The 21,736-nt window shown below is 67.9% G+C and carries 18 protein-coding genes and 4 pseudogenes; 5 read left to right on the top strand and 17 right to left on the bottom strand.

All coding sequences use genetic code 11. The annotated features are described in order from the left end of the window. Window positions 1–7 precede the first annotated feature (7 nt). The 3 genes from BMG07_RS09215 to BMG07_RS09205 all read left to right on the top strand — a co-directional run bounded on the left by BMG07_RS09215 (window position 8) and on the right by BMG07_RS09205 (window position 2,054). Window positions 8–484, top strand: a complete 477-nt coding sequence (locus BMG07_RS09215) for a GAF domain-containing protein (RefSeq protein WP_198084291.1) — start codon at window positions 8–10, stop codon at window positions 482–484. A gap of 71 nt (window positions 485–555) precedes the next feature. After that, window positions 556–1,725, top strand: coding sequence for a pyridoxal phosphate-dependent aminotransferase (locus BMG07_RS09210; RefSeq protein WP_198084290.1), 1,170 nt, complete (start codon window positions 556–558; stop codon window positions 1,723–1,725). A gap of 23 nt (window positions 1,726–1,748) precedes the next feature. After that, window positions 1,749–2,054 (top strand): hypothetical protein, encoded by a 306-nt coding sequence (locus BMG07_RS09205; protein WP_198084289.1) that lies wholly within the window; start codon window positions 1,749–1,751, stop codon window positions 2,052–2,054. Between the two features lie 6 nt (window positions 2,055–2,060). Here the strand turns inward: BMG07_RS09205 and BMG07_RS09200 are convergent, their stop codons facing one another. From BMG07_RS09200 to BMG07_RS09175, 6 genes are all read right to left on the bottom strand, one after another. Next, a complete protein-coding gene (locus BMG07_RS09200) occupies window positions 2,061–3,116 on the bottom strand; it encodes a DUF4241 domain-containing protein (RefSeq protein WP_198084288.1) in 1,056 nt (351 codons plus the stop codon). Window positions 3,117–3,151: 35 nt separating this feature from the next. After that, window positions 3,152–3,637 (bottom strand): TlpA disulfide reductase family protein, encoded by a 486-nt coding sequence (locus tag BMG07_RS09195; RefSeq protein WP_269758793.1) that lies wholly within the window; start codon window positions 3,635–3,637, stop codon window positions 3,152–3,154. 31 nt (window positions 3,638–3,668) lie between these two features. Beyond that, window positions 3,669–5,744 carry a TonB-dependent receptor domain-containing protein gene (locus tag BMG07_RS09190; RefSeq protein ID WP_307866911.1) on the bottom strand — a complete coding sequence of 692 codons (2,076 nt, stop codon included), beginning with the start codon at window positions 5,742–5,744 and terminating at the stop codon, window positions 3,669–3,671. Window positions 5,745–5,890: 146 nt separating this feature from the next. After that, complete coding sequence (locus BMG07_RS09185; protein WP_198084285.1) at window positions 5,891–7,285, bottom strand: CoA transferase; 1,395 nt, start codon at window positions 7,283–7,285, stop codon at window positions 5,891–5,893. Between the two features lie 93 nt (window positions 7,286–7,378). Then, window positions 7,379–8,017, bottom strand: coding sequence for a 3-oxoacid CoA-transferase subunit B (locus BMG07_RS09180; protein ID WP_198084284.1), 639 nt, complete (start codon window positions 8,015–8,017; stop codon window positions 7,379–7,381). 1 nt (window position 8,018) lies between these two features. Further along, a complete protein-coding gene (locus tag BMG07_RS09175; RefSeq protein WP_198084283.1) occupies window positions 8,019–8,831 on the bottom strand; it encodes a CoA transferase subunit A in 813 nt (270 codons plus the stop codon). A gap of 94 nt (window positions 8,832–8,925) precedes the next feature. On the opposite strand from BMG07_RS09175, the pseudogene BMG07_RS09170 reads away from it, so the two are divergent. Both BMG07_RS09170 and BMG07_RS09165 read left to right on the top strand, forming a co-directional pair. Then, window positions 8,926–9,491, top strand: a pseudogene (locus BMG07_RS09170) (LuxR C-terminal-related transcriptional regulator). 194 nt (window positions 9,492–9,685) lie between these two features. After that, window positions 9,686–9,832 (top strand): hypothetical protein, encoded by a 147-nt coding sequence (locus BMG07_RS09165; RefSeq protein ID WP_198084282.1) that lies wholly within the window; start codon window positions 9,686–9,688, stop codon window positions 9,830–9,832. Between the two features lie 10 nt (window positions 9,833–9,842). Here BMG07_RS09165 and BMG07_RS09160 read toward each other — a convergent pair whose 3' ends face one another. The 11 genes and pseudogenes from BMG07_RS09160 to BMG07_RS09125 all read right to left on the bottom strand — a co-directional run bounded on the left by BMG07_RS09160 (window position 9,843) and on the right by BMG07_RS09125 (window position 21,178). Next, complete coding sequence (locus BMG07_RS09160) at window positions 9,843–10,808, bottom strand: tripartite tricarboxylate transporter substrate binding protein (protein WP_198084281.1); 966 nt, start codon at window positions 10,806–10,808, stop codon at window positions 9,843–9,845. A gap of 49 nt (window positions 10,809–10,857) precedes the next feature. Continuing rightward, entirely contained in the window at window positions 10,858–11,238 is a 381-nt protein-coding gene (locus BMG07_RS09155) for a VOC family protein (protein ID WP_198084280.1), read from the bottom strand. Next, a pseudogene (locus tag BMG07_RS09150) lies at window positions 11,235–12,217 on the bottom strand (hydroxymethylglutaryl-CoA lyase). Before BMG07_RS09150 ends, BMG07_RS09155 begins: the two are co-directional and overlap by 4 nt. Continuing rightward, window positions 12,214–12,693, bottom strand: a pseudogene (locus tag BMG07_RS41820) (CoA transferase); the annotation flags it as partial. The pseudogenes BMG07_RS09150 and BMG07_RS41820, both read right to left, overlap by 4 nt. A gap of 100 nt (window positions 12,694–12,793) precedes the next feature. Beyond that, window positions 12,794–13,386, bottom strand: a pseudogene (locus tag BMG07_RS41815) (CaiB/BaiF CoA transferase family protein); the annotation flags it as partial. A 138-nt stretch (window positions 13,387–13,524) separates the two neighbouring features. After that, window positions 13,525–14,298: a hypothetical protein gene (locus BMG07_RS09140; protein WP_198084279.1), complete on the bottom strand. Its 774-nt coding sequence runs from the start codon at window positions 14,296–14,298 to the stop codon at window positions 13,525–13,527. Further along, window positions 14,295–15,026, bottom strand: a complete 732-nt coding sequence (locus BMG07_RS09135; protein WP_198084278.1) for a phospholipase D-like domain-containing protein — start codon at window positions 15,024–15,026, stop codon at window positions 14,295–14,297. Before BMG07_RS09135 ends, BMG07_RS09140 begins: the two co-directional genes overlap by 4 nt. Window positions 15,027–15,363: 337 nt before the next feature. Continuing rightward, window positions 15,364–16,617 (bottom strand): hypothetical protein, encoded by a 1,254-nt coding sequence (locus tag BMG07_RS41810; protein WP_269758799.1) that lies wholly within the window; start codon window positions 16,615–16,617, stop codon window positions 15,364–15,366. A gap of 308 nt (window positions 16,618–16,925) precedes the next feature. Continuing rightward, a complete protein-coding gene (locus BMG07_RS41805) occupies window positions 16,926–18,305 on the bottom strand; it encodes a hypothetical protein (RefSeq protein WP_269758792.1) in 1,380 nt (459 codons plus the stop codon). Next, on the bottom strand, window positions 18,233–20,620 hold the full coding sequence (locus BMG07_RS41800) for a DNA repair ATPase (protein ID WP_269758791.1): 2,388 nt from the start codon (window positions 20,618–20,620) through the stop codon (window positions 18,233–18,235). Before BMG07_RS41800 ends, BMG07_RS41805 begins: the two co-directional genes overlap by 73 nt. Window positions 20,621–20,632: 12 nt before the next feature. Next, on the bottom strand, window positions 20,633–21,178 hold the full coding sequence (locus BMG07_RS09125) for a zf-TFIIB domain-containing protein (RefSeq protein WP_198084277.1): 546 nt from the start codon (window positions 21,176–21,178) through the stop codon (window positions 20,633–20,635). Window positions 21,179–21,736 lie beyond the last annotated feature (558 nt).

Raw genomic sequence — 21,736 nt, 5'->3', positions numbered from 1 at the left:
ATCTCTCATGGCCAAGTCTTCCGCTCCTTTCACCCCTCTGCAGCAACGGCTCGACGAAGTCGCCAAGGAACTCGGCGTCGAGTCGGTGCTCATCATGCAGTCGACGCCCACGCACATGCGCGTCGAAGCCTCCGGCGGCCCGCAGGAGTCGACCTACGCCATCGGCGCCGAAGGCCGCAAGGGTGCAGCCTTCGAAGAGGCCCACGAGCTCTATTGCGAACGCGTCGTCGACAACGACAAGCCGCTGTTCGTGCGCGATTCCACGCAGGAGGCGGACTGGGCCGGGAACGAGGACGAAGTCGAATTCGGCCTGCGCAACTACCTCGGCTTTCCGCTGCACAACGCGGACGGCAGCGTGTACGGCACGGTCTGCGTGCTGCACAGCGAAGCACGCGACTACTCGGAAGCCGAGCAGCGCGCGGTGGAAAAGCTGCGCAACGAAGCCGAGACGCTCCTGAAGAAAGACAACACCGACGGGCGTTGATCCCCGGCGGCCGGTTGTGCGATGCTGGCGGCCGGTGCCAACAAGGCACCGCCTTCAGCAAGGAGACTCGAATGCCACGTCATCGTCCCGCCCGGCTGGAACACATCGCTGGCATCGGCGTCGACCGCATGGGCGCCATCGCCGATGACGCCGACGGCCCGCCTTTCCTGCGTCTGGAAAACCTCGACGTCGACATCCCGCCCGACCCCGAGGCCATCGCGCGCACCGTGCGCGCGGCGTCGGAGGACGCGGACAACAGCTACCTCCCCTTCGTCGGCCAGTCGCGGCTGCGCGACGTGGCGGCGCGGCACGTGTCGGCGCTGTCGGGCGTGGCGTACAGCGGCGCGCGCAACTGCGTGATCTCGGCGGGCGGGCTCTCGGGCATCCTCAACGCGCTGCTCGCCACCGTCGAAGTCGGCGACGAGGTGCTGGTGACCGACCCGACCTACGCCGGGCTGCTCAACCGCATCCGGCTTGCGGGCGGCACGCCGAAGTACGTGCCGTTCAAGTTCAACCCCGGGGGTGAATGGAAGCTCGACCGCGACGCGCTGCGGGCCGCCGTCGGGCCCCGCGTGCGCGTGATGCTGCTGATGTCGCCGTCGATGCCCACGGGCGGCTTCTTCGATGCGGAGGACTGGCGCGCCATCGCCGCGCTGTGCGTGCAGAACGACCTGACGCTGATCCTCGACACGGCCATGGAGCGCCTGCTGTACGACGGCCGAAAAGTGATCCACCCCGCGGGTCTGCCCGGCATGGCCGAACGCACGATCACCGTCGGCTCATCGGCCAAGGAACTGCGCATGATCGGCTGGCGCGTGGGCTGGACCGTCGCGCCGGAGTCGTACATGCCCGACCTCGTGGCCGTGTCGCTCGCGAACGTGGTGGTGCCGGTGGGCATTGCGCAGGACGCCGTGGCGACGGCGCTGGCGCAATCGGCGCACACGCTCGCGCCGTACGTGGGCGAGCTGGAGCGGCGACGCGACGCAGTGCTCGACGAACTCAAGGGCTTGCCGGTCGGCGTGCCGGCCGGCGGCTGGTCGCTGCTGCTGCGCACGAGCGACTTCGGCATCGATGGGCAGACCTTGTCGCAGCGGCTGCTGAAGGCCAGGGTCTGCGCGACGGCGATGCAGGGTTGGGGGGAAACGCATGGGGCGCAGTATTTGCGCTTTGTTTTTTCCAATGAGTCGGTCGAGCGGCTGCGGGGGCTGGGGGAGAAGGTTCGGATGGCGCTCGGGGCATGAAACCGATACTCGGACACATACGCATGGGCACCGGTTCTCGTCTGGGACTGAACGGGCTGGCCTGGATGCTCTCGATCCCGGTCGTCAGCATCTGCCTGACGGCGCTGGATCGCCATCAGACGCGGCCTTTGTCGGGCGCTATCGTGGCCGGTGCCGCCGTGGCATTGCTGCTGTGGGCGGGGCTGATCTACTGGCGCTGCGTTCCGAGTGCCGCGTCCCTTGTGGAACGGGCGATCTACTTCGTGGCCTTCTCCGCCGTCATGCTGCTGGTCGGAGCGGGCGCACTGTGGGCGGCCTTCTGGCTCACGGTCGCGGTCTATGGGCTCTGACCCGACTCACGAGAACAGTCGTTTCAGGAACCCCGGCTTGGCTGCGGGTGCCTGCGCTTTTTCCAGCAGCTCGATCAACCCTTCCACGCGCGGCTGCTTGAGCCGGCGCGCATAGACCAGGTACGACTCTTCCTCGTCCACCGTGTAGAACTGCGGCGGCATCGGCAGGCCCGACACCGCACCCAGCAACACGCGCAGCGCGTCGAGCTGGTTCATGCGAATGGCGCTGGTCAGCGCCGTCTCGCCCAGCGACGGGATGATCTCGTTCGCTCCCGCGAGCCCCGTATCGAGCAGCGGCTGGATGGCCGCCACGTCGCCGTTCACCGCTGCGGCGCCCAACGCGTCCAGCGCCGCCATCTTCTCGGGCCAAAGGCTCGCCTTGTAGGCGTCGCTGCGCTTGTCGTCCTCGTCGCGGGCGTCGCCGCCTTCCATGGTCATGAAGTCCGTTACCAGCGCCACGGGCTCGCCCGCTGCGTCGAGTGCCCAGAAGCTCGGGTAGTTGCCGTCGCCCCAGCCCGAACTGAAGATCAGCATGTTGTTCGCGGAACCTGCACCGAGCGGGTAGTGATCGGCCATGTTGGCCGAGCCGAGCTCGGGTTCGAGCACGTCGTCGTAGTAGCTGATGAAGTCCGGGTTGCCGGCTTCGCGCTTGTCGCGCTCGGCCATGGCGGCCGCGGCGTCGGTGTCCATGAAGCAGCCCACGCCCGCGTCGACCGGGTAGCCGAAGAACTCGTCGTCGCCGAGCGTCTGCGTCGACTCGCCGTCGAGCAGCGCCATCTCCCATCGCAGATCGGCTGCGCGCAAATCGCCGCGTTCGCGCAGCCACAGCACGGCCAGTGCGTGCCGGCCCTTGTCGTGCAGCACATCGACCGGGAACGCGCCCCGACTGCCGACGGTTCGCATAAAGGCCGCGCGCTCGGGTTGCACCAGTGGATCGCAGGCCACGATGCGACCGCTCGTGATCTGGAGCGAGCCGCACGGTTGGCGTTGCAGATGCCGCGTGCGCAGCGCCTCGTCGTCGAGGAACACGGCGTGGAGGTTGTCGATGTCTAGGTAGGCCATGGGCGCAGTGTCTCACTCATGCGTGACGCTGGCCATCAACTCCCGCCGCGCGTAGCTGCCGGACCGCAGGCCCGCGCCCACCGCACCAGATCCTCCGGCGACAGCTCGCCCGCCATGGTTCGACAGATCACCGCCGCATTCACGGCCACCGAATACGGCAGTCCGCCGCCGACATTGCCTGCCGCCCGCATCAGCCCCGCCACATTGGCACCGGCACGCACGGCCGGCAGCGCAATGCCCCGACGCTTCAACGCATCCCGGGCCACGCCCGGCGCATCGGTCGACACGAGCAGCACGGTCCATTCGGGATGCTGAAGCGCAAAGGCCTGCAAGCGCGGCAACTCGGCGACGCAGGGCGGGCAGTCGCGGCCCCAGAAGTTGACCAGCACCGGGCCGTCGACGCGCCCGAGCGAGAGAAAACGGTCGCCGTCGAGCGTGGGCAGGGTGAAGTCCCACCTCTCTCCCTCCACGCCGCGCGCTTCGGCGCCGAATGCCAGGCACAGCGCCAACGCGGCCGCCATGCCGCGTCGCATGGCACGCCCCGCGACACGGTCAGAGCGTGAACTTGGCGCCCGCATACAGGAACCGCCCCCGGTTCGGCCCCCACAGGTGCGTCACGTCCTGGGCGCCGTTGCTCGATACCCAGAGGAAACTCTCCTTCTTCGATTGCCGGTAATTGAAGAGGTTGTCCGCGCCCGCATACAGCGACAGGCGGGAGTTGACGGCGTATTCGGCCCGCACGTCGAGGGTGGCGAAGGTCGGGCTCTTCGTGCGCTTGGTCGTGCCGTCGAAGTTGAAGCGGTTCTGGCTGCCGCTGCCGTCGTCATGGAACCTGTTCAGGTCCATCGGCCCGGTCACGACCAGCTTTGCGCTCAGGTCCCATGCGCCGCCTTCATAGTCCAGACCGAAGAAGGCCTTGGCCTTCGGCCGGGCGAAGATCAGGGTGCCGGCCGGGAAGCGGTATGTGTAGAGCTCGCCGCCGCCCGAGACGGTGAGCGCGGGCGTGAGCTGGTAAGACAGGTTCAGGTCCACCCCTTGCACCGTCACCGGTCGGGTGGCACTCGTGAACACCGTGATGGGCTCGCCGTTCGCGTCGAACTGGCCGGGGTCGAGCAGCGCGAAGTTCTTGATGCGGTTGAAGTTGTACGACGCGGTCACGGCGAGCCGGTCGTCGGCGTAGTTCAGCGCGTAGCCGAGGTTGTGCGAGATCTCGGGCTTCGTGATGCGGCGGTCGATGCGCAGCGTATCGAGAATGCCGTGGTCCTGCTCGAAGAAGCTCGTGGGCGCGCGGAACCCCTTGCCCACGCTGAAGCGGCTCGCGAGCATCGGCGTGTGGTGGTACAGCGCGTTGAATCGCGGCGAAGCGATGCCGCCGTAGGCGCTGTGCTTGTCGTAGCGCATCGACGCGTTGACCTCGAGTGCGTCGTCCAGAAAGCTCCGGTACGCCTGGAAGAATGCGCCGGGCACCTTGAAGGTGTAGTTGTCGATGCCGTTGACCGGCACGCCGGCGTTGGTGCTGCCGTGGCTGCGCAGGTTCTCGTAGCGGTAGCTCGCGCCCGAGGTCAAGAGCCACGTGCCGACGGGCAACTGGTAGCTGGCCTCGGCGTAATACTGCTTCTGGTCGCCGACGTAGGTCGCGAGTTCGTAGAAGCTGTCCTGCTGGTGGTGCGCCGCGCCAAAGGCCAGTCGGAGCTTGCCGTCGCCGAGCCGGCGCTCGCCCGACGCGACGAGCTGGCTGCGCTTGGTGAAGATGATTTCAGAGAAGCCGCCGCGTCCGCTGTCGTACGGCTTGAACTCGCCGTTTTCAGGAACCACCCAGCCATCGACGAAGGGCGAGCCGTTCGGCCCGCGCGTGAAGTTGAAAGGGTTGCCGCTGTTGCTGGCCTTGATGGCTCCGTAGTCGCGGCCGAGCGCGCCACCGCCGCGCTTCTCGTCGACCAGGTCGATGCGGCTGCGAACCTTGAAGCCGCCCAGGTCGTCCACGAAGCCGCCGATTCCGAGCATGCGGCGGTCGTAGCCGGTGTATTCGGAAATGCCGTCGCCATTCGCGTCGACCGAGTCGTGCCGGTTGTAGCTGCCGCTGACCGTGAACGCGCCGCCGTCCAGCGGCTTGGCGAGATAGGTCTCGGCCAGCCGCGAGCCGAAACTGCCGGCCTGCGTTCGCAGCTTGGCCACCGGCTCGGTCGGACGCTTGGTCACCAGGTTGACGGTGCCGGCCAACGCCTCGGGCGCGATGAGGCTCGCACCCGCCCCGCGCGCAATGTCGATGCGCTCGAGGCCATCGACGCTCACGCTGTCCAGCCCATACGCCGAAGACACCGACGAATAGATCGGAATGCCGTCGATCAGCAAGGTGGTGTAGCGCCCCGGGAGGTTGTTCAGCAACACGTTTCGCACGTTGCAGATCGAGCACTCCACCTGCACCGCGATGCCCGGCTGCTTGTCGACCGCTTCGTTGACGTTGGTGGCGCCCGAGCGTTCGATGCTGCGGGCGCTGATGGATTCGGTGCGCACCAGCTCGTCGTGCAAGGCACCCGGCCGCATTGAGCCCTGGTTGGTGCGCGCGTCGATCGTGACCGACGGCAGTGTTTCCGAATGGGCCAGCGTGCTCACGACGACAGCGAACACGGCCATGCCAGGCAGTTGCGAACGCCGCAACGCCAAAGATCTCTTTGTCATTTTTCTCACTCCCCTTTATTGCGCTCGATATTGCCTCTCATTTCCAATAGATGCAACAAGATTGCATTTGCAAACCCGGGGAGATGTCCGATATTTCACGCCATCGCAAGGGGCGGCCACACTGCCGGATGGCTGCCCGGCGGCATCGACGGCCGCGTCCATGCGGCGGGCGTTCGCAACAGTTGCGCGCTGTGGCGCAGCGCCGCCAGCCGGCCGAATCCGGAGTCCGATGTTTCGACGTATGCGTCGAAGCTTGGCTTCGGAATCGACAGCCCGCCCGGCACGCGCCCCAGCCCGCGCAGCCACTGCCCCGTTTGCGCCAGCGACACCCGCACATGCCAGCTTCCGCCCTCCTGCTGCTGGCGCCACATCGCGGCGGCGGCGCCGAAAGCGATCAGGTAGCCGGTCGCCTCGTCGAGGATCTGCATGGGCAGCGGCTTCGGCTTGCCGTCGCCGGCCGCCTCGCCCTCGGCGTGGTTGAAACCCATGGCCGTCTGCACCAGCGAATCGAATCCGCGCCGATTCGCCCAAGGCCCCTGCGTGCCGTACGCGCTGAGCGACACGCACACGATGCCCGGCCGTTGCCGCGCCAGTTCTTCCGGTCCGAAGCCGCGCGCCGCGAGCCCGCCCGGCCGGTAGCCCTGCACGAACACATGCGCGTCGGCGACGAGCCGTTGCAGTGCCGCGCGCCCTTCCTCGGTCTGCAGATCCACATGCGCCGACAGCTTGCCCCGGCTGGTGTCCGCGATGGCGCTGATGTTCGGCAGCTTCGGCGAATTCACGAGCATCACGTTGGCGCCGTAGGCCGCGAGAGAACGCCCGCCCACCGGTCCGGCCAGGACGCGTGTCAGGTCCAGCACGCGCACACCCGACAGCGGCCGCTGGTCTTCGCGCAGCGGTGGCAACGCCAGCGGCGGCGCGTCGCCGATGCGCTCGATGGTGAAGAGCGGCTGCGCGGCCATGGCCTGCCCCTGCGGCGTGGCGTCCCACTCATCGAAACGTCGCAGCGCGGTCGCGACCAGTCCGGCGGCCGCCGCCGCGTCTTCGAAATCGCGCGCATGCCAGGTGGCCATGGCGGCCTCGGCGTCCGCTCGCGTTGCCACGGCGGGGTCGAGCTTCATCAAGCGCAGCGCGCCGTCGCGGTGGTGCGCGAAATTCGCGTGCACGCGCACCCAGCCGTCGGCGCAGCGATAGAGCCCCGAGAACGCATCCCATGGGTCGGGCACTTGTCCGTCGAGGCTGAACCAGCCCGTGCATTCGAGCGCCGCGTGCAGCATGTCAACACCGACCTGCTGGCGCGCCGCACCACGCAGATGCCCGAGCTCGCAGGCCGCCAGCGCTGCCGCCGCCACGGTGCTCTGCGCCGCGCTGCCGACCGCGAAGGAAGACGGCAGCACCGGGTCCGCGCCCGTGAGCCGCGCCAATGACAGGGCTTCTTCCGGCAGGCCCGCGCGCCGCCAGATGTCGCGCAGAACTTCGCTCGCATTCATTTCCGTTCTCCAAAGCAAAAAGGCAGGGCCCGCTTTCGCGGCCCTGCCCTTCGTTGTCGTTGCGCCGTGCGCCCCGCTTGCCGTCCGGTGCCGTTACGGGATCAGCCTGGCGCCCGTCTTGGCCTGCAGTGCATCGAAGCTCACGCCCGGTGCCAGCTCGACGACCTTCAGGCCCTCGGGCACCACGTCCATCACGGCCAGGTCGGTGATGATGCGGTCGACCACGCCCACGCCGGTCAGCGGCAGGGTGCAGGCCTCGAGGATCTTCAGGTCCTCGGTGCCGTCCTTCTTCTTGGCCACGTGTTCCATCAGCACGATCACGCGCTTCACGCCGGCCACCAGGTCCATCGCGCCGCCCATGCCCTTGACCATCTTGCCGGGGATCATCCAGTTGGCGAGGTCGCCCTTGACGCTCACCTGCATGGCGCCCAGGATCGACAGGTTGATCTTGCCGCCGCGGATCATCGCGAAGCTGTCATGGCTGCCGAAGATGGCCGAGCCGGGCAGCGTAGTGACCGTCTGCTTGCCAGCGTTGATCAGGTCGGCGTCGACGTTTTCTTCGGTCGGGAACGGGCCGATGCCGAGCATGCCGTTTTCGCTCTGCAGCCACACTTCCTTGGTGCCGGTGTGGTTGGCCACGAGCGTGGGAATGCCGATGCCGAGGTTGACGTAGAAGCCGTCTTCGAGTTCTTGCGCGGCGCGGGCCGCCATCTGGTCTTGGGTCCAGGGCATCTCAGGCTCCTTCTTTCTTGTTGGCGGGCACGGTGGGCACGGGCACTTCGCTGCCGGCGGCGGCCTGGGCGATGACGGCCTGGGCCTCGACCTTGGCGGCGGCCGCATCGGCCGGCGCGGCGGCGCTCACGGTGCGCTTCTCGATGCGCTTTTCGGGGTTGGCGTTGAGCACGATGCGGTGCACGTAGATGCCCGGCAGGTGGATGTCGTCAGGGGCCAGCTCGCCCACTTCGACGATCTTCTCGACCTCGACGATGCAGATCTTGCCGGCCATCGCGGCGGCCGGGTTGAAGTTGCGCGCGGTCAGGCGAAAGCGCAGGTTGCCCGACTTGTCGGCCACGTCGGCCTTCACCAGCGCCACGTCGGGCACCAGCGAATGTTCCATGACGTAGGTTTCGCCGCCGAACTCGCGCAGTTCCTTGCCTTCGGCCACTTGCGTGCCCACGCCGGTCTTGGTGAAGAAGGCCGGAATGCCGGCGCCGCCGGCGCGCAGCTTCTCGGCCAGCGTGCCCTGGGGCGTGAATTCGAGGGCCAGTTCGCCCGCCAGGTACTGGCGCTCGAACTCCTTGTTCTCGCCGACGTAGGACGCGATCATCTTCTTGATCTGGCGCGTCTCGAGCAGCTTGCCGAGGCCGAAACCGTCGACGCCCGCGTTGTTGGAAACGACGGTGAGGTTCTGCACGCCGGAGTCCTTGAGCGCGTCGATCAGCGCTTCGGGAATGCCGCACAGGCCGAAGCCGCCGACCGCGAGCATCTGCCCGTCGGCCACGACCCCCTTGAGTGCCGCGTCTGCGGAGGGATAAATCTTGTTCACTCGGGCTCCTTGATGGATGAATGGAGAGTGGGTGGGAAAGCCTTGAACGATACTACCTACTCGTATACGTAGTATTTCGTAATGGTGACACCCGATGCAGGAGATCGATTACCGGCTGGCTTTTGAACATGCGCCCGTCGGCATGGTGGTGTCGCGCAACCGCACCATCGTGGCGTGCAACGAGCGGGTATGCGAGATTTTCGGCGCAACGCCCTCCGCGCTGGTGGGGCATTCGTTCAGCATCCTCTACCCGAGCATGGAGGAGTTCGAGCGCATCGGCAAGCGCATGGAACCCTTCCTGAACGCCAGCGGGCACTACGCCGACAACCGCATGATGAAGCGGCTGGGCGGGCTGCACGGCTCGATTGCGGGGGAGACTTTCTGGTGCCACGTGACGGGGCACGCCCTGAACCGCGCGCGCCGCACGAGGCCGGGATCTGGACTTTCGAAGACCTGGGTTCGCGGCGCGCGGTGAAGGCAGAGCTCACGCCGCGCGAGCGCGAGGTGGCGGCGCAGGTGATGCGCGGGCTGACCTCCAAGGAGATCGGCAAGGCGCTCGGCATCAGCCACCGCACGGTCGAGCTGCATCGGGCCCGGTTGATGCGCAAGTACGCGGCGTCGACGACGGCCGAGCTGGTGCAGAAGCTGATTGCGGGGTGACGCTCTTCGGGGGCGTGAGCACAGCACACCGGCCGGCCCGATCCTGGAGCCCGCGAGAAGTTCCAGCTGAACTCCGCCGGATCGTTGCGAAAACGGAAACGCCGTGTCGTCGAAACGCCCGCGCCGGCGCGGGCCCCGAGGTCTATCGTTGAGCCCATGCAGGCACAGCGCCCGCAATCACCCAGGAGTCTGAAATGTCCACACGCATCCATTCCGAACGAAGCCTCTTGCTGCAAACGCAGGTCTCGGTCGCCCGGGCCCACGCGCTCGCCGTGCAGAAGCTGCCGGTCGCGCTGACGCTCTCGGCGATCATTCTTTCGATCATCAACGTCAAGCTGTAGGGCCCACCGGTCAGTCGGGCTTGATGTCCGCCGACTTGATGACCTTCGACCACGCCGCCAGTTCCTGGTCGACAAATTTGGCAAGCGTCGGCGAATCCATGTAGGTCGCGAAGGCGCCCTGGTCGTCGACCTTCTTGCGGAACGACTCGCTCTCGACGATCTTGCGGATCTCCGCGCTCAGCTTGGCGACCACCTCGGGCGGCGTCTTCGCCGGCGCGAACACCGCGAACCACGACTCCACCTCGTAGCCCGGCAACCCCGCTTCGGCCGAGGTCGGAACATTCGGCATCGACGGGTGCCGCTTGCTGCCCGTGTACGCCAGCGCCTTGATGCGCCCGGTGCCGAAGTGCCCGATGACCGAAGGCGGCGTGGTGATGAACATGTCGACGTTGCCCGAGATCAGGTCGTTGATCGCCGGCCCCGAGCCCTTGTACGGCACGTGCGTCATCGCCTGCTTCGCCTGGCGCGACAGCAGCTCGCCCGCGATGTGCTGGATCGAGCCGTTGCCCGACGAGGCGTAGAACAGCCCGCCCTCCTTCTTCTTGCCGTACTCGATGAGCTCCTTCATCGAGTTCACCGGCAGCTTTCCGCTGACCGCGACCACGTGCGGCGCGCGCATGACCATCGCGACGGGCACGAAGTCCCTGGTCGGGCTCCACTTGAGGTTCGGATAGAGCGACGGGTTGCCCACGTGGTAGCCCGAGTACTGCATCAGCAGCGTGTAGCCGTCGGGCGCGGCGCGCGCCACGAACTCCGCGCCGATGTTGCCGCTGGCGCCGGGCTTGTTGTCGACCACCACGGGCTGGCCCAGTGCGCGCTGCAGCGGCTCGCCCACTAGCCGCGCCATGATGTCGGTCGATCCGGCCGGGGCCGTGGGCACGACGAAGGTGATCGGTTTCGAAGGCCAGGTGTCCGCGGATGCGGCGGAGGCAGCCAGCGCAAGGCCGGCCGCGAGAAGGCGGTGAATGGGTTTCATGGTTTGTCTCCGGTGGTTCTTTATGGGTTGTCTCGGTAGCGCCGCACCCTCAGGGCGCAAGCTCCGAGATCTCGATCAGGTTCAGGTCGGGATCGCGCACATAGACCGAGCGAATGCGCGCAGTGGCACCGGTGCGCATCACCGGGCCTTCGAGGATCGGCACGCCCTTCTCGGCCAGCCGCGCGATCACCGCGTCCAGCGGCACGCCGGCGATGAAGCACAGGTCCAGCGAACCCGGCGTGGGCAGCTGCGCCTTGGGCTCGAACTCGTGGCCCTTCACATGCAGGTTGATCTTCTGGTTGCCGAAGCGAAAGGCCTTGCGGCCGGCGCCGAAACTCTCCAGCGTCATCCCCATCACGTCGACGTAGAAGCGGATGCAGGCTTCTTCGTGCGCGGTGGTCAGCACCAAGTGGTCCAGGTGGTCGATCATGGGTGAAGCTCCTTCTGGCCGCGCGCCTGGGCACGGGCGACGATGTCGTTGAAATCCGATGGCGGTGCATGCCGCGCAAGGCGGTGGCCGGCACGCGACACCTGGCCCGGCAGCGCGTGCTGCACCAGCGACTCCAGCTCGGCGGCGGCCGCGATCAGCCCGTCCAGGTCCATGCCGGTGTCGTAGCCCATGCACTGCAGCATGTGGACCACGTCTTCGGTCGCGACGTTGCCGGTCGCGCCCGGCGCATAGGGGCAGCCGCCGATGCCGCCGAGCGACATGTCGAGCCGGCGGATGCCGGCCTCGACAGCGGCCACCGTGTTCGCGAGGCCCATGCCGCGCGTGTTGTGGAAGTGGGCCGTCCAGTCCATCAGGGGATAGCGGGCCACGACCTCCTCGCAGACCGCCTGCACCTGCGTCGGATACGCCATGCCCGTGGTGTCGCACAGCGTCACGCCCTGCACGCCGAGCGCCGCGAAGCGCTCGATCCACCCCAGCACCGCCCCCAACTGCACCTCGCCCTCCATCGGGCAACCGAACACGCACGAGAGCGACACGTTCACCGGCACGCCCGCCTGCTTCGCCAGCGCGATCACCTCGGCCAGTTGCGCGAACGACTGTGCTCGCGTCATGCGCAGGTTGGCCAGGTTGTGCGTCTCGCTGGCCGACATGACGATGTTGAATTCGTCGATGCGGCTTTCCAGCGCGCGCTGCGCGCCGCGCACATTCGGCACCAGCGCGGTGTAGACCACGCCCGGCCGGCGCGCGATGCGGTGCATCACCTCCTCGCCGTCGCGCAGCGCCGGAATCGCCTTCGTCGACGTGAACGAAGTGACCTCGATCTTCGCGTAGCCCAGCCCGCTGAGCTGGTCGATCAGCGCGACCTTGTCGTCGGTGGGAATGAAGCGGCTTTCCATCTGGAAGCGTCGCGCGTGGCCACCTCGTTGATGTGCAGCCGTGCGGCGTTGCCGGTTTTCATGCGGCCTCGCTTTCGGTACGGCGCGAAGGCCAGCCGGCGCCTTGCAGATCGGCGGTGTGCTCGCCCAGCCGTGGCGCGGGATGCGCAATGCGCCCCGGCGTGGCACTGAGCTTGGGCACCACGCCCGGCACCTTCAGCGTGGTGCCGTCCGACGTGGTCGCATCGACGATCATCTGGCGCGCCAGGTACTGCGGGTCGCTCGCGATGTCGGCCACGTCGTAGATGCGCCCGACCGGCACGCCCACCGCGTCGAGCACGGCCAGCACCTCGTCGCGGCTGCGCAGCAGCGTCCACGCCTCGATGGCGGCGTCGATCTCTTCCACGCGCCGCACGCGGCCGTCGTTGTGCACCAGTTGCGCGTCGCTCTCCAGGTCGGCGCGGCCGATGGCGCGCATCAGCCGGCGGAAGATGCTGTCGCCGTTGCCCGCCACCAGCACGTAGTGCCCGTCGCTGCAGCGGTACGCATTGGTCGCGCGATGCCCGGCAGCGCACTGCCGGCGCGCTCGCGCACCGCGCCGAAGGCGCGTACTCCGGCAGCAGGCTTTCCATCACGTTGAACACCGACTCGTACAGCGCCACGTCGATGAACTGCCCTTCCCCGCCATGCGCCGTGCGGTGGTGCAGCGCGGTCAGCACGCCGATCACGCCGTGCAGCGCGGCCAGCGTGTCGCCCAGCGACACGCCCACGCGCACCGGCACCCGCCCCGGCTCGCCGCTCAGGTAGCGCAGCCCGCCCATCGATTCGCCGAGCACGCCGAAGCCGGGCTTGTCGCGGTAGGGCCCGGTCTGCCCGTAGCCCGAGATGCGCAGCATGATCAGCCGCGGGTTCAACGCGTGCAGTTGCTCCCACCCCAGGCCCCAGCCCTCGAGCGTGCCGGGCTTGAAGTTCTCGATCAGCACATCGGCCTCGCGCGCCAGTGCGCGCACCGCGTCCTGCCCCTCGACGCTGCGCAGGTCGAGGCACACCGAGCGCTTGTTGCGCGACTGCACCTCCCACCATGCCGAGCTGCCGTTGTCCCGCAGCAGCCGCCACTTGCGCAGCGGGTCGCCGACGCCTTCGGGCTCGACCTTGATCACGTCGCGCCGAACTCCGCCAGCGTCTTGCCGGCGAAGGGGCCGGCAATGAGCTGGCCGAGCTCCAGCACCTTCAGGCCTTCGAGTGCATTCATGTCCGCGTCTGTCTCCATGTGAGGGGTTGCCCCGACTCTAGGAACAGATCGCGCCGGGCGGAATTGCCGGTACGGCAGCAGCCCTTCGCAAAACGCGAAGGCCCTTGCGGGCCTTCGATGTTGTTGTTGGTGCTGCTCCTACTTCTTCTTGTTCGACAGCCCCGGCAGCGGTAAGGTCGCTGGCGCTTCGGGCGCCCGGACCCAGCCGCGCAACAGCACGCCCATGAAGAGCCCGGCGCCGAAGATCACCCAGTACACCCAGCCCGGCAGGTTCTCCACCCCGCTGTGCATGTTCATGCCGAAGGCCGCGCCGATGGCCATCAGCGGAAAGGTCAGCGCCGCGATGGTGTTGAGCTTGTGCTGCGCGCGGCTCACCTCCATGGCCGCGCGCGCCTGCTGCTCGGCCGCGTGCGCGAGCCGGTAGTCGAGCGACATGCGGGTGTCGGCCAGCAGCAGCTCGATGCCGCGCGAGACCTCGACCGCGCGGTCGCGCATGTCGGTGATCAGCACGTCCTCCGGCACCGCATCGCGCGCGGCCTGCAGCGTGACCTGCACGTTCGACGCGGCACGCGACAACGGGATCAGCGGCCCGAGGATCTGGAACAGCGCCTCGGACGTGTCGGCCGCCTCGTGCCGGATCTCGAAAGTGCTCAGCGCCGCCCGATAGCTTTCGATGAGCTTCGACAGCGCCTTCTCGCCCGGGTTGTTGCCCTTGTGCAGCCAGGCCCCGTCGGGCTTGCGCAGGAACACGGCCGCCTTGCGCTCCGCCCCCGTGCCGGCGGGCGGCTCGTGCAGGATCACCATCAGGTGGTCCTGCTCGTGAATGATGCGCTGCGCGCCGTAGCTGGAGCTGCCCAGCCGTTGCTGCAGCGCGGGCGGCAGCTCCCAGTCGTAGTCGATCCGTCTGCTCATCGCGAGGCCTGCAATTCTTTCCACAAGGTATCGAACTCGTCGGCGAAGCGCCGCACCAGCGTAGGGTCGTTGCTCAGCACCACGTTCTCTTCGTTGAACTCGCAGGCGCTGCGCGTCCAGTTGTAGCTGCCGTTGAGCAGCCGCGCACCGTCGAAGATCGCGAACTTGTGATGCATGTGCGCATCGGTCCGGTCCACCGCGACCGGAATGCCGGCCGCGCGCAGTTGGCCGATGTCGCTGCCACGGTCGAACTCCTTGTCGTTGTCGGAGATGAAGCGCAGCGACACGCCGCGCCGGTGCGCGGCCAGAATTTCCGCGGTGATGCGATCGTCGGACAGCGTGAACACGCACAGGTCGATCGAACGCCTGGCGGCCCGCAGTTGCTGGTTGATGGCCTGCAAGCAAGCGGTACCGGGGCTGAAGAAAGCCTGCGAGCGCACGGCCACGCTGTCGGGCGAGCGACCGGTGTCGATGGAGCGCACCACGCCTTCGAGCCACTTCAGCAAGGCCAACTGCTCGGGGTCGGCGGTACGCGCACGCACAAGGTCGAAGGCCCGGTTGCGCAGTTGACGCAAGCCGTCTTCTGGCGGGGACGCTTCGCGCAGCGTGTGAACCAGGACACGGCGCTCGTCGTCGCTCAGTCGGGAGTCGGCCAGGGTGGCGTCGAGTTGTGCAAGCAATTCCGGCAGTGCAGGCTGCGGTTCGTTTGTCACGGGCAGGGCGGACATTTCAGTTGTTCCTTGTCTCATCGGCACGCACGGTTGCGAGGTTGTTCGTGGTGTGTGCACAGGACACCGGGTACTCCCCTCCGCGAATGTCCCCCGGGGCTGCGCCCCTCCTCCTTTATTTCGCTGCGGGGAGCACCCGATGCCCTGTGCACTTGGGCACGCTGCTGGTGCTCGCCGATCAACGACCGCCTCTCACAACGCTCACGTCGGCGGTGTGCTCTGCGCAGCGAAATAAAGGAGGAGGCCGCAGGCCGGGGGACATTCGCGGAGCAGAGCACACCGTCGGCGTGAGCGCGCCCTGAACATCCCCTGCCTCGCCGGATCGAACGACAACGCTTCATCCCTGCTGCTCCTTGTCAGGTTTCGGCCCACGCTTCGGCACAACACGTGTGGCTTGCACATCGGCAGCCAACCGCTCCATGTCCTGCTTGATCGAACGGTCGAGTTCCAGCCTGCGTTCAGTGGCGGTCACCAGCGGCAGGATCAACTCGCGGTAGGTCACGGCGATCTGCAGCATGGCGTCGGCCAGGCGTTGGCTTTCACTGGGGCTTTCGGCGGCAAGCACGGGCTCGGGCTTGAGCGCATCGACCGCGCGCGCCACGTCGAGCATGCTGCTCGCTATGCGCTGGCTGCCGTCCACGTCGGCGCCGCCGAGCTTGCGCTGGCGCACGAACTCTTCGCAGATGCTCTTCCAGCGCGCGTCTTCTTCCGGCGTCGGGCTGCCCAGCAACTGGGCCAGCCGCAGCAGGTTTTCTTCTGCACCGGTGGTCAGCGTCTGGGCCTCACCGCGGTAGTGGTCGCGCAGCAGCGCATCGAGCTCGTCGTCGCGCATCAGCGCCGTGATCTTGCCCGCCAGCTTGGTCATGTTGCGGTAACTGCCCTGCAGCTTGAACGGCGGCGCCATGCGGTAGTTTTCCTGCTGCGCGGCCGACTCGATGTACGCCAGGTTCACCTTCAGCAGCAGGTCGCGGGCACGGAACAGGCGCTGCAGCAAGGCCTTGATCTCTTCCAGCTCGACCGCGCTGTACGCATGCGACAGCGCGCTGCTCGGCACCTCGTGGCCCTGCGCCATCTGCACCAGCAACTGCACGTCCTTCGGGTCGCGCGAGGCCAGCGGCATCAGCGTGGGGTTCGAGGTCAGGCTGTTCTCGATGTACGACAGCGCGAACGCCGCCTCGCGGCCCGACAGCACATCGCCCAGGTTGTAGATGTCGGCGCGGTTGGCCAGCATGTCCGGGATCTTGAACACGTCGCCCGACTCGGTGTACGGGTTGCCCGCCATCACGATCGCGAAGCGCTTGCCGCGCATGTCGTAGCTGCGCGGCTCGCCGTTCCACACGCCCTCGATGCGCCGCGTGCCGTCGGCCAGCGCAATGAACTTCTGCAGGAACTCCGGGCTCGTGTGCTGGATGTCGTCCAGGTACAGCATCACGTTGCTGCCCATGGCCAGGCCGAGGTTGAGCTTTTCCAGCTCCTGCCGCGCCGCGCTGTTGGGCGCGTTGGCCGGGTCGATGGCGGTCACGCCGTGGCCCAGCGCCGGGCAGTTGATGCGCACGAAGATCAGGCCCAGCCGGTCGGCCACGTACTCCATCAGCGTGGTCTTGCCGTAGCCGGGCGGCGAGATCAGCAGCAGCAGCCCCATGCGGTCGGTGCGGCTGCCCTCGCCCGCCGAACCGATCTGCTTGGCGAGGTTGTCGCCGATCAGCGGCAGGTACAGCTCGTCGATCAGCCGGTTGCGAACGAAGGTCGACAGCGGCTTGGCCTGGAACTGGCTGAGCTTCAGGCGCGCCTTCTCGCGTTCGAGCAGCTCGTGGCGCAGGCTCTGCAGCGCTTCGTAGCCCGGCACCGCGTGTGCGGTGTGGAACAGGAAGCGGCGCCAGAAGTCGTTGAGGTTCAGCGTCATGCGGCCCTCGGCCACGCGCGGGTGCTCGCCGCGCAGGCCGTCGACCGTGCGGTCGAGCGCCACGTTGACGCGCGTGCGCTGCAATGGCATGGCCAGCACACTGGCCGCGTCGTCCACCCAGTCGACCGACTGCGGCGCCTGGTGGACGGCGTAGGCGCCCACCCAATCGCGCGCCAGGCGCCAGCGCTCGGCGGGCGGCGCGGCGTCGAGGTCGGCCTGCCAGGCTTCGCGCCGGCCGCCGCGCTCCAGCTCGCGCAGCAGCGCGGCGGCCAGTCTTCGCCCGCGCCGGACACGGCCCAGGTCTCGCCATTGTGCGCCGCGAGTTCGCGCACCAGGTACGCGGCCGCCTGGTCGCACAGCGTGGCAATGCGGCCCTTGTGGGCGTCGCGCGCTTCTTCGTCGGCGGTGTCGGCCAGCGGCAGCAGGTCGGGCAGCACGTCGCGCGCGAAATGGTTCAGCGATCGCGCGGTGTCGGCTTCGAGCTGGTCGAGCGCGTCGCGCCGGCCGAACAGGTCGTGCATCTGCATCGCGGCACGCGCGCGCCGCAGCAGCGATTCGCGGTGCGCGATCAGGTGGCCGTGCTGCCAGTAGAGCAAGGCCAGCGCGCGCTCGGTCGGGCCCCAGGCCAGCAGGCCGGCCTGGTCCTGCATGGCGACCAGCGCGCCCAGCAGGCGCAGCGCGTCGTCGTCGTGAATGCCCTTCTGGTAGCCCTCCTGGTAGCGCGCGGCGGCAAAGCGGCGAACCATTTCCAGCAGTTGCGGATGTTGCGGGTCTTCGGCCAGCAGGGTGCGCACGTCGGCCCAACTGCGCTCGGCCTTGCCTTCGAGCAAGGCTTCGAGCAGGCGGCCGGCCAGGTACTCGGCGCGCGACAGCGCGGGCGCTTCAGACACCAGCGACTGGTTCCAGTAGCGCTGCAGGGGCTGCAGCCGCTCGTCGTCCACGGGGCTTTGGTAGTCGGTGCCCGTCACCTGGTAGGCCATGCCCTCTTCGCGCGCGACCAGCGTCAGGTCGACCGGCTGGCGGTGCACGGTGAAGGCGTGGCGGCCCAGGCGCAGCGTGTCGCCGCCCTCGCTCACCAGCTCGCGCTTGTCGCGCACGGCACGCAGGGCCTGGTCGCGCGCGGTCTTCAGGCGGGTGTCGAGTTCGTCGGCGGGCACGGCCGCGCCCAGCGTGCGCAAATCGGCGATCAGCGTGTGCAGCTTGCCGATCATCGGGTCGGCCGCGAAGTAGCTGTGTACCTGCGTCAGGTCGGCCAGTTGCGCGATGCGGCGCGGAATGCCGTCGAGGATGCGGCCGGCCGCATTCACCACGCCCTGCGCGCGGCGCTGGCGGGCTTCGACCAGGCTCTGGCGCCGTGCCGACAGCGCCTCGTACACGTTCTCTCGCTTTTCCGCGATGTCGGCCAGAAAGTCTTCCTGCTCGGCGAAGCGGCCTCGATTTCTTCCAGCTGGGCCAGCAGCCGCGTGAGCGCGTCGTCGCACTTCTCGGGCGTGTCGGCGAACTCCAGCGCGTTTTCCACCGCCTGGCTGAACAGCTTGAACTGCGCGCCGAACTCGGCCCGCGCCTCGGTCGCGCCCAGCGACTTGCGCCGCGTGCGCGCATCGGCGCGCATGCGGTTGATGTCGGCGTAGATGAGCGAGATGCGGTCGAGAATCGACGTGCGGATCACCGCGTCGCCGCCCGGCAGGCTGCCCAGTTGCTCGGTCAGCAGGTCGAGCCCCGCGGCCTGCTCGTCGAGCGTGGCCAGCAGTTGGCCCAGCGCCGGCGACGTGGCCAGGTTCGGCAGCTCCAGCGCCAGCTTGTCGAGCGACTGGCGCTGGCCCACGAACGCCGTGTCGGCGGCCAGGAACTGCATCGCGCGTTCGCCGATGCGCTGCTGCTCGGTCTCCAGCGCGGCGTCCATCGCGGCGATGCGCGGCAGGTCGGCGTAGCGCAGCTCCTTGAGCATCTGCAGCGCGCCGCGGCGCTCGCGCAGCCGCGCCAGCGCCTTCACGAAATCGTCGGGCGCGCGCCAGATGGTGCTGGCAATGTCGACCAGCAGCGCATGCTGCTCGTCTTCCGCGCGGGCCAATGCGCGCGCGGTTTCGCGGCGGATGGTGTCGACCTTCTCGAACTCGGCCAGCGTGCTGCGCGCCACCTCGGCAATGCTGCGCAGCTCGGCCATCAGGCCCGTGGCCTCCGGCGCGTCGAGCCAGAAGTAGGCATCGCTCACGCGGGTGCACTGGCGGATCAGGTCTTCGTAGGCGGCCTTGGTCGGCGCCTGTTCGCGCACCGCGCGGGCAATGCCCATGAGGTCGCTCACGCCGCGCACCAGCTCGGCATTGCCGATCTTGCCGAAGAAGCCGGTGGCGGGCGGCTGCGCGCTCACGTGCTCTTCGCTGGCGAACGGGGTCTGCCACAGCTGCATCGGATGCACGCGCGTCGGCTCGCCCTCGTTGTCGTGGAACACCAGGATGCGGCCGTCGGCAAAGCGTCCGTAGCCGTTGGCGATGATCGGCGTCGCGAGCTTCTTGTCGATCAGGTTGTAGTTGAAGAGCGCGTAGCGGCCCGGCTTCGGGTCGTAAAAAATGTAGGCCACGTCTTCGCCGTTGGGCGAGCGCAGCATGCGCTTGAAGCGCAGGTTCTCGACCATCTCGGCAGGCAGGTCGAAGCGCTTGTGCTCGCCCGACTGCAGGTAGTAGCCACCCGGAAAAATGATGCCGTGGTCTTCGGGCAGCTGCACGCACGAGCCGCCGATGGCGTCGATGCGCTCCACCTGCTGCGTGCGGATGTTGAACACCAGGTAGCGCGTGACCTGCTCGCGGTAGGGCTTCACGCGCAGCAATATGAGCATGCCGAGCTTGGCCCACGCAATCTCGGCGTCGGTCAGCGACTGGCTCTTGTCTTCCACCGGCTCGCTGTAGATGCCCAGGCCGGTCTCGGTGTTGTTCTCGATCTTGATCGTGAGGTCGCCGCCCAGCGTCTCGACGAACACCGTGTCGAGCACGTTCACGTGCGGGTGCTTGCCGCCCACGTGGTCTTCGCGGGTGGCCACGGTCCACTCGAAATCGTGGCTCGCGGGCAAGGCGATGTCGCGCTCGCCGCGGTTGTCGATGTAGGCAATGCGGCCATCGCGCTCGATGGCCCAGCGGAACACGCGCACGTCGGTGATCTGCTGGCCGATCTGGAAGGACGCGAGCAGCTTGTCCTGTGTCACCCGCAGCTGCAGCAGCGTGGCCTGCTTGTAGTAGGCGTACAGCTCGCGGAAGTCGGAGGCAAAGCGCGTGTCTTCGAGGAAGGTGCCGGCCAGCGGCACCGGCTGCAGCTCGTCGCTCTCCACGCCCGGGGCGGACTCGCCCGGCGACACCAGCCGGTACAGGCCGAACACGTCGCCGACCGCGGTCTCCTTGCGCAGGCCGATGAACACGTTGTAGCCGAACAGCAGCAGGTCGCCGATGCGCACGAGGTCGCGCGCCACGGCGTTGTTCTCGGTGCGCGCGCGCGTGCGCAGGATCAGCGTCTGGTCGGAGCGGCCGAATTCGGCCAGCCGCTGCTCGTTGAGCGCCTGCGTCTTCTTCAGCAGGCCCTCGCCCTGGGTTTCGAGCCGTTTCTTCAGCAGGTCGTAGCTGCCGCTGCCGGACACCAGGGCCTCGGTCTGGGCAGTCTGCGCGTCGGCGCCGGCCGGCGCTCCCGGTTCTTGCGTTGGTTGCATAGGTCGGCGCGGTCAGTCCGCGCGCAGCAGTGCGAGCAATTCGTCGCGGTGAGGCTGGGTGTCGAGCCAGGCGCGGATGCGGTCCAGCTCGTCGATGCAATCGTTGCCGTAGCGCCGGCGCAGCGCGGCCAGGCGCACTTCGCGCACCTCTTCGCTCTGCAGGCGACGCTGCCAGCCGTCGGACAGCAGCTCGTCGAGCCGGCCCGCCAGGCCCCGGCTCACGATGGCGCGCCACTCGCCCTTGTCGAACCACAGGTTCTGGCAGGCCACGCAACGGTCGATGCGAAAGTCGGGGCCCGCGCTCACGCGCAGGCGCTGCATGAGCCGGTCGCACGCGGGGCAGTGCCGCACCGACGCGGCGTCGAACACCTCGATGACCTCGTCGTCGACCGCGTGCGGCACGCGGTCTGCGTCGCCGCCCTTCCAGGCCCGCCAGTCGTCCATGGCCATGACCATGCCGCCGCAGTCGGCGCACTGCACCGCAAGAAGTGCCTCGGCCAACGCCACGGGTTGCATCGACGCATGCGCCGAGCAACTGCACTTCAGGTCAGGCCTCATCGCGCGTCTCCGTTCAGCGGGCGGAAGGTGGAGATCAGGTTCTGCAGGGCGTTCTTCTGGCTTTCGCTGCCGTCGCTGGCGATCTTGCTCATGAGCGAGGCCACGCTGAGGTTCTGGATCTCGCCCGACGAGCTGCCCAGCGCGCCGACGATGTCGCGCAGGTCTTTCACCACGTCGCGCTCGCCCGAGAGCTGGTCCTTGAACGCGACCTGCAGCGCATTGCTCTTGGAAATGACGCCGTCGATGCCCTTGCCCACCGACAGCGAGCGCACGAAGCTGTCGAAGTAGTCGCCCTGCCCGCCCACGATGTCGATCTTGGCGTTGGCCAGCGCGGTGCCCAGCACCTCGGCCTGTTCCTTGGCGATGGACGTCTGCGCATCGATGCCCTTGAGCGTCTCGATGTGCGACTTCTCCAGGCGCATGCGGAACTCTTCGTGGTCGCGGGTTTCGGGGCTCATCGACTTCATGGCCTCGAACTTCTCGTGCAGGCCCTTGGCCTCGGCGCCGAAGCGCGCTTCGATGACCTGCGCATCGGCCTGGCCCGACTTGAGCGTGGCC

This window comes from Variovorax sp. E3, assembly GCF_016082275.1.
Lineage (GTDB): Bacteria > Pseudomonadota > Gammaproteobacteria > Burkholderiales > Burkholderiaceae_C > Variovorax.
The sequence above is the reverse complement of the archived record's forward strand: the minus strand, read 5'-3'. Positions and strand labels throughout refer to the sequence as shown.

What these genes read in the sequence shown, in the direction of transcription:
- BMG07_RS09125 (WP_198084277.1), bottom strand. Translation starts at nt 21,178, where the DNA reads ATGAGGCCTGACCTGAAGTGCAGTTGCTCGGCGCATGCGTCGATGCAA.
- BMG07_RS09185 (WP_198084285.1), bottom strand. Translation starts at nt 7,285, where the DNA reads ATGAATGCGAGCGAAGTTCTGCGCGACATCTGGCGGCGCGCGGGCCTG.
- BMG07_RS09140 (WP_198084279.1), bottom strand. Translation starts at nt 14,298, where the DNA reads ATGAGCAGACGGATCGACTACGACTGGGAGCTGCCGCCCGCGCTGCAG.
- BMG07_RS09215 (WP_198084291.1), top strand. Translation starts at nt 8, where the DNA reads ATGGCCAAGTCTTCCGCTCCTTTCACCCCTCTGCAGCAACGGCTCGAC.
- BMG07_RS09135 (WP_198084278.1), bottom strand. Translation starts at nt 15,026, where the DNA reads ATGTCCGCCCTGCCCGTGACAAACGAACCGCAGCCTGCACTGCCGGAA.
- BMG07_RS09160 (WP_198084281.1), bottom strand. Translation starts at nt 10,808, where the DNA reads ATGAAACCCATTCACCGCCTTCTCGCGGCCGGCCTTGCGCTGGCTGCC.
- BMG07_RS09200 (WP_198084288.1), bottom strand. Translation starts at nt 3,116, where the DNA reads ATGGCCTACCTAGACATCGACAACCTCCACGCCGTGTTCCTCGACGAC.
- BMG07_RS09195 (WP_269758793.1), bottom strand. Translation starts at nt 3,637, where the DNA reads ATGGCGGCCGCGTTGGCGCTGTGCCTGGCATTCGGCGCCGAAGCGCGC.
- BMG07_RS09205 (WP_198084289.1), top strand. Translation starts at nt 1,749, where the DNA reads ATGGGCACCGGTTCTCGTCTGGGACTGAACGGGCTGGCCTGGATGCTC.
- BMG07_RS09155 (WP_198084280.1), bottom strand. Translation starts at nt 11,238, where the DNA reads ATGATCGACCACCTGGACCACTTGGTGCTGACCACCGCGCACGAAGAA.
- BMG07_RS41810 (WP_269758799.1), bottom strand. Translation starts at nt 16,617, where the DNA reads ATGGAGTACGTGGCCGACCGGCTGGGCCTGATCTTCGTGCGCATCAAC.
- BMG07_RS41800 (WP_269758791.1), bottom strand. Translation starts at nt 20,620, where the DNA reads ATGCAACCAACGCAAGAACCGGGAGCGCCGGCCGGCGCCGACGCGCAG.
- BMG07_RS09210 (WP_198084290.1), top strand. Translation starts at nt 556, where the DNA reads ATGCCACGTCATCGTCCCGCCCGGCTGGAACACATCGCTGGCATCGGC.
- BMG07_RS09180 (WP_198084284.1), bottom strand. Translation starts at nt 8,017, where the DNA reads ATGCCCTGGACCCAAGACCAGATGGCGGCCCGCGCCGCGCAAGAACTC.
- BMG07_RS09165 (WP_198084282.1), top strand. Translation starts at nt 9,686, where the DNA reads ATGTCCACACGCATCCATTCCGAACGAAGCCTCTTGCTGCAAACGCAG.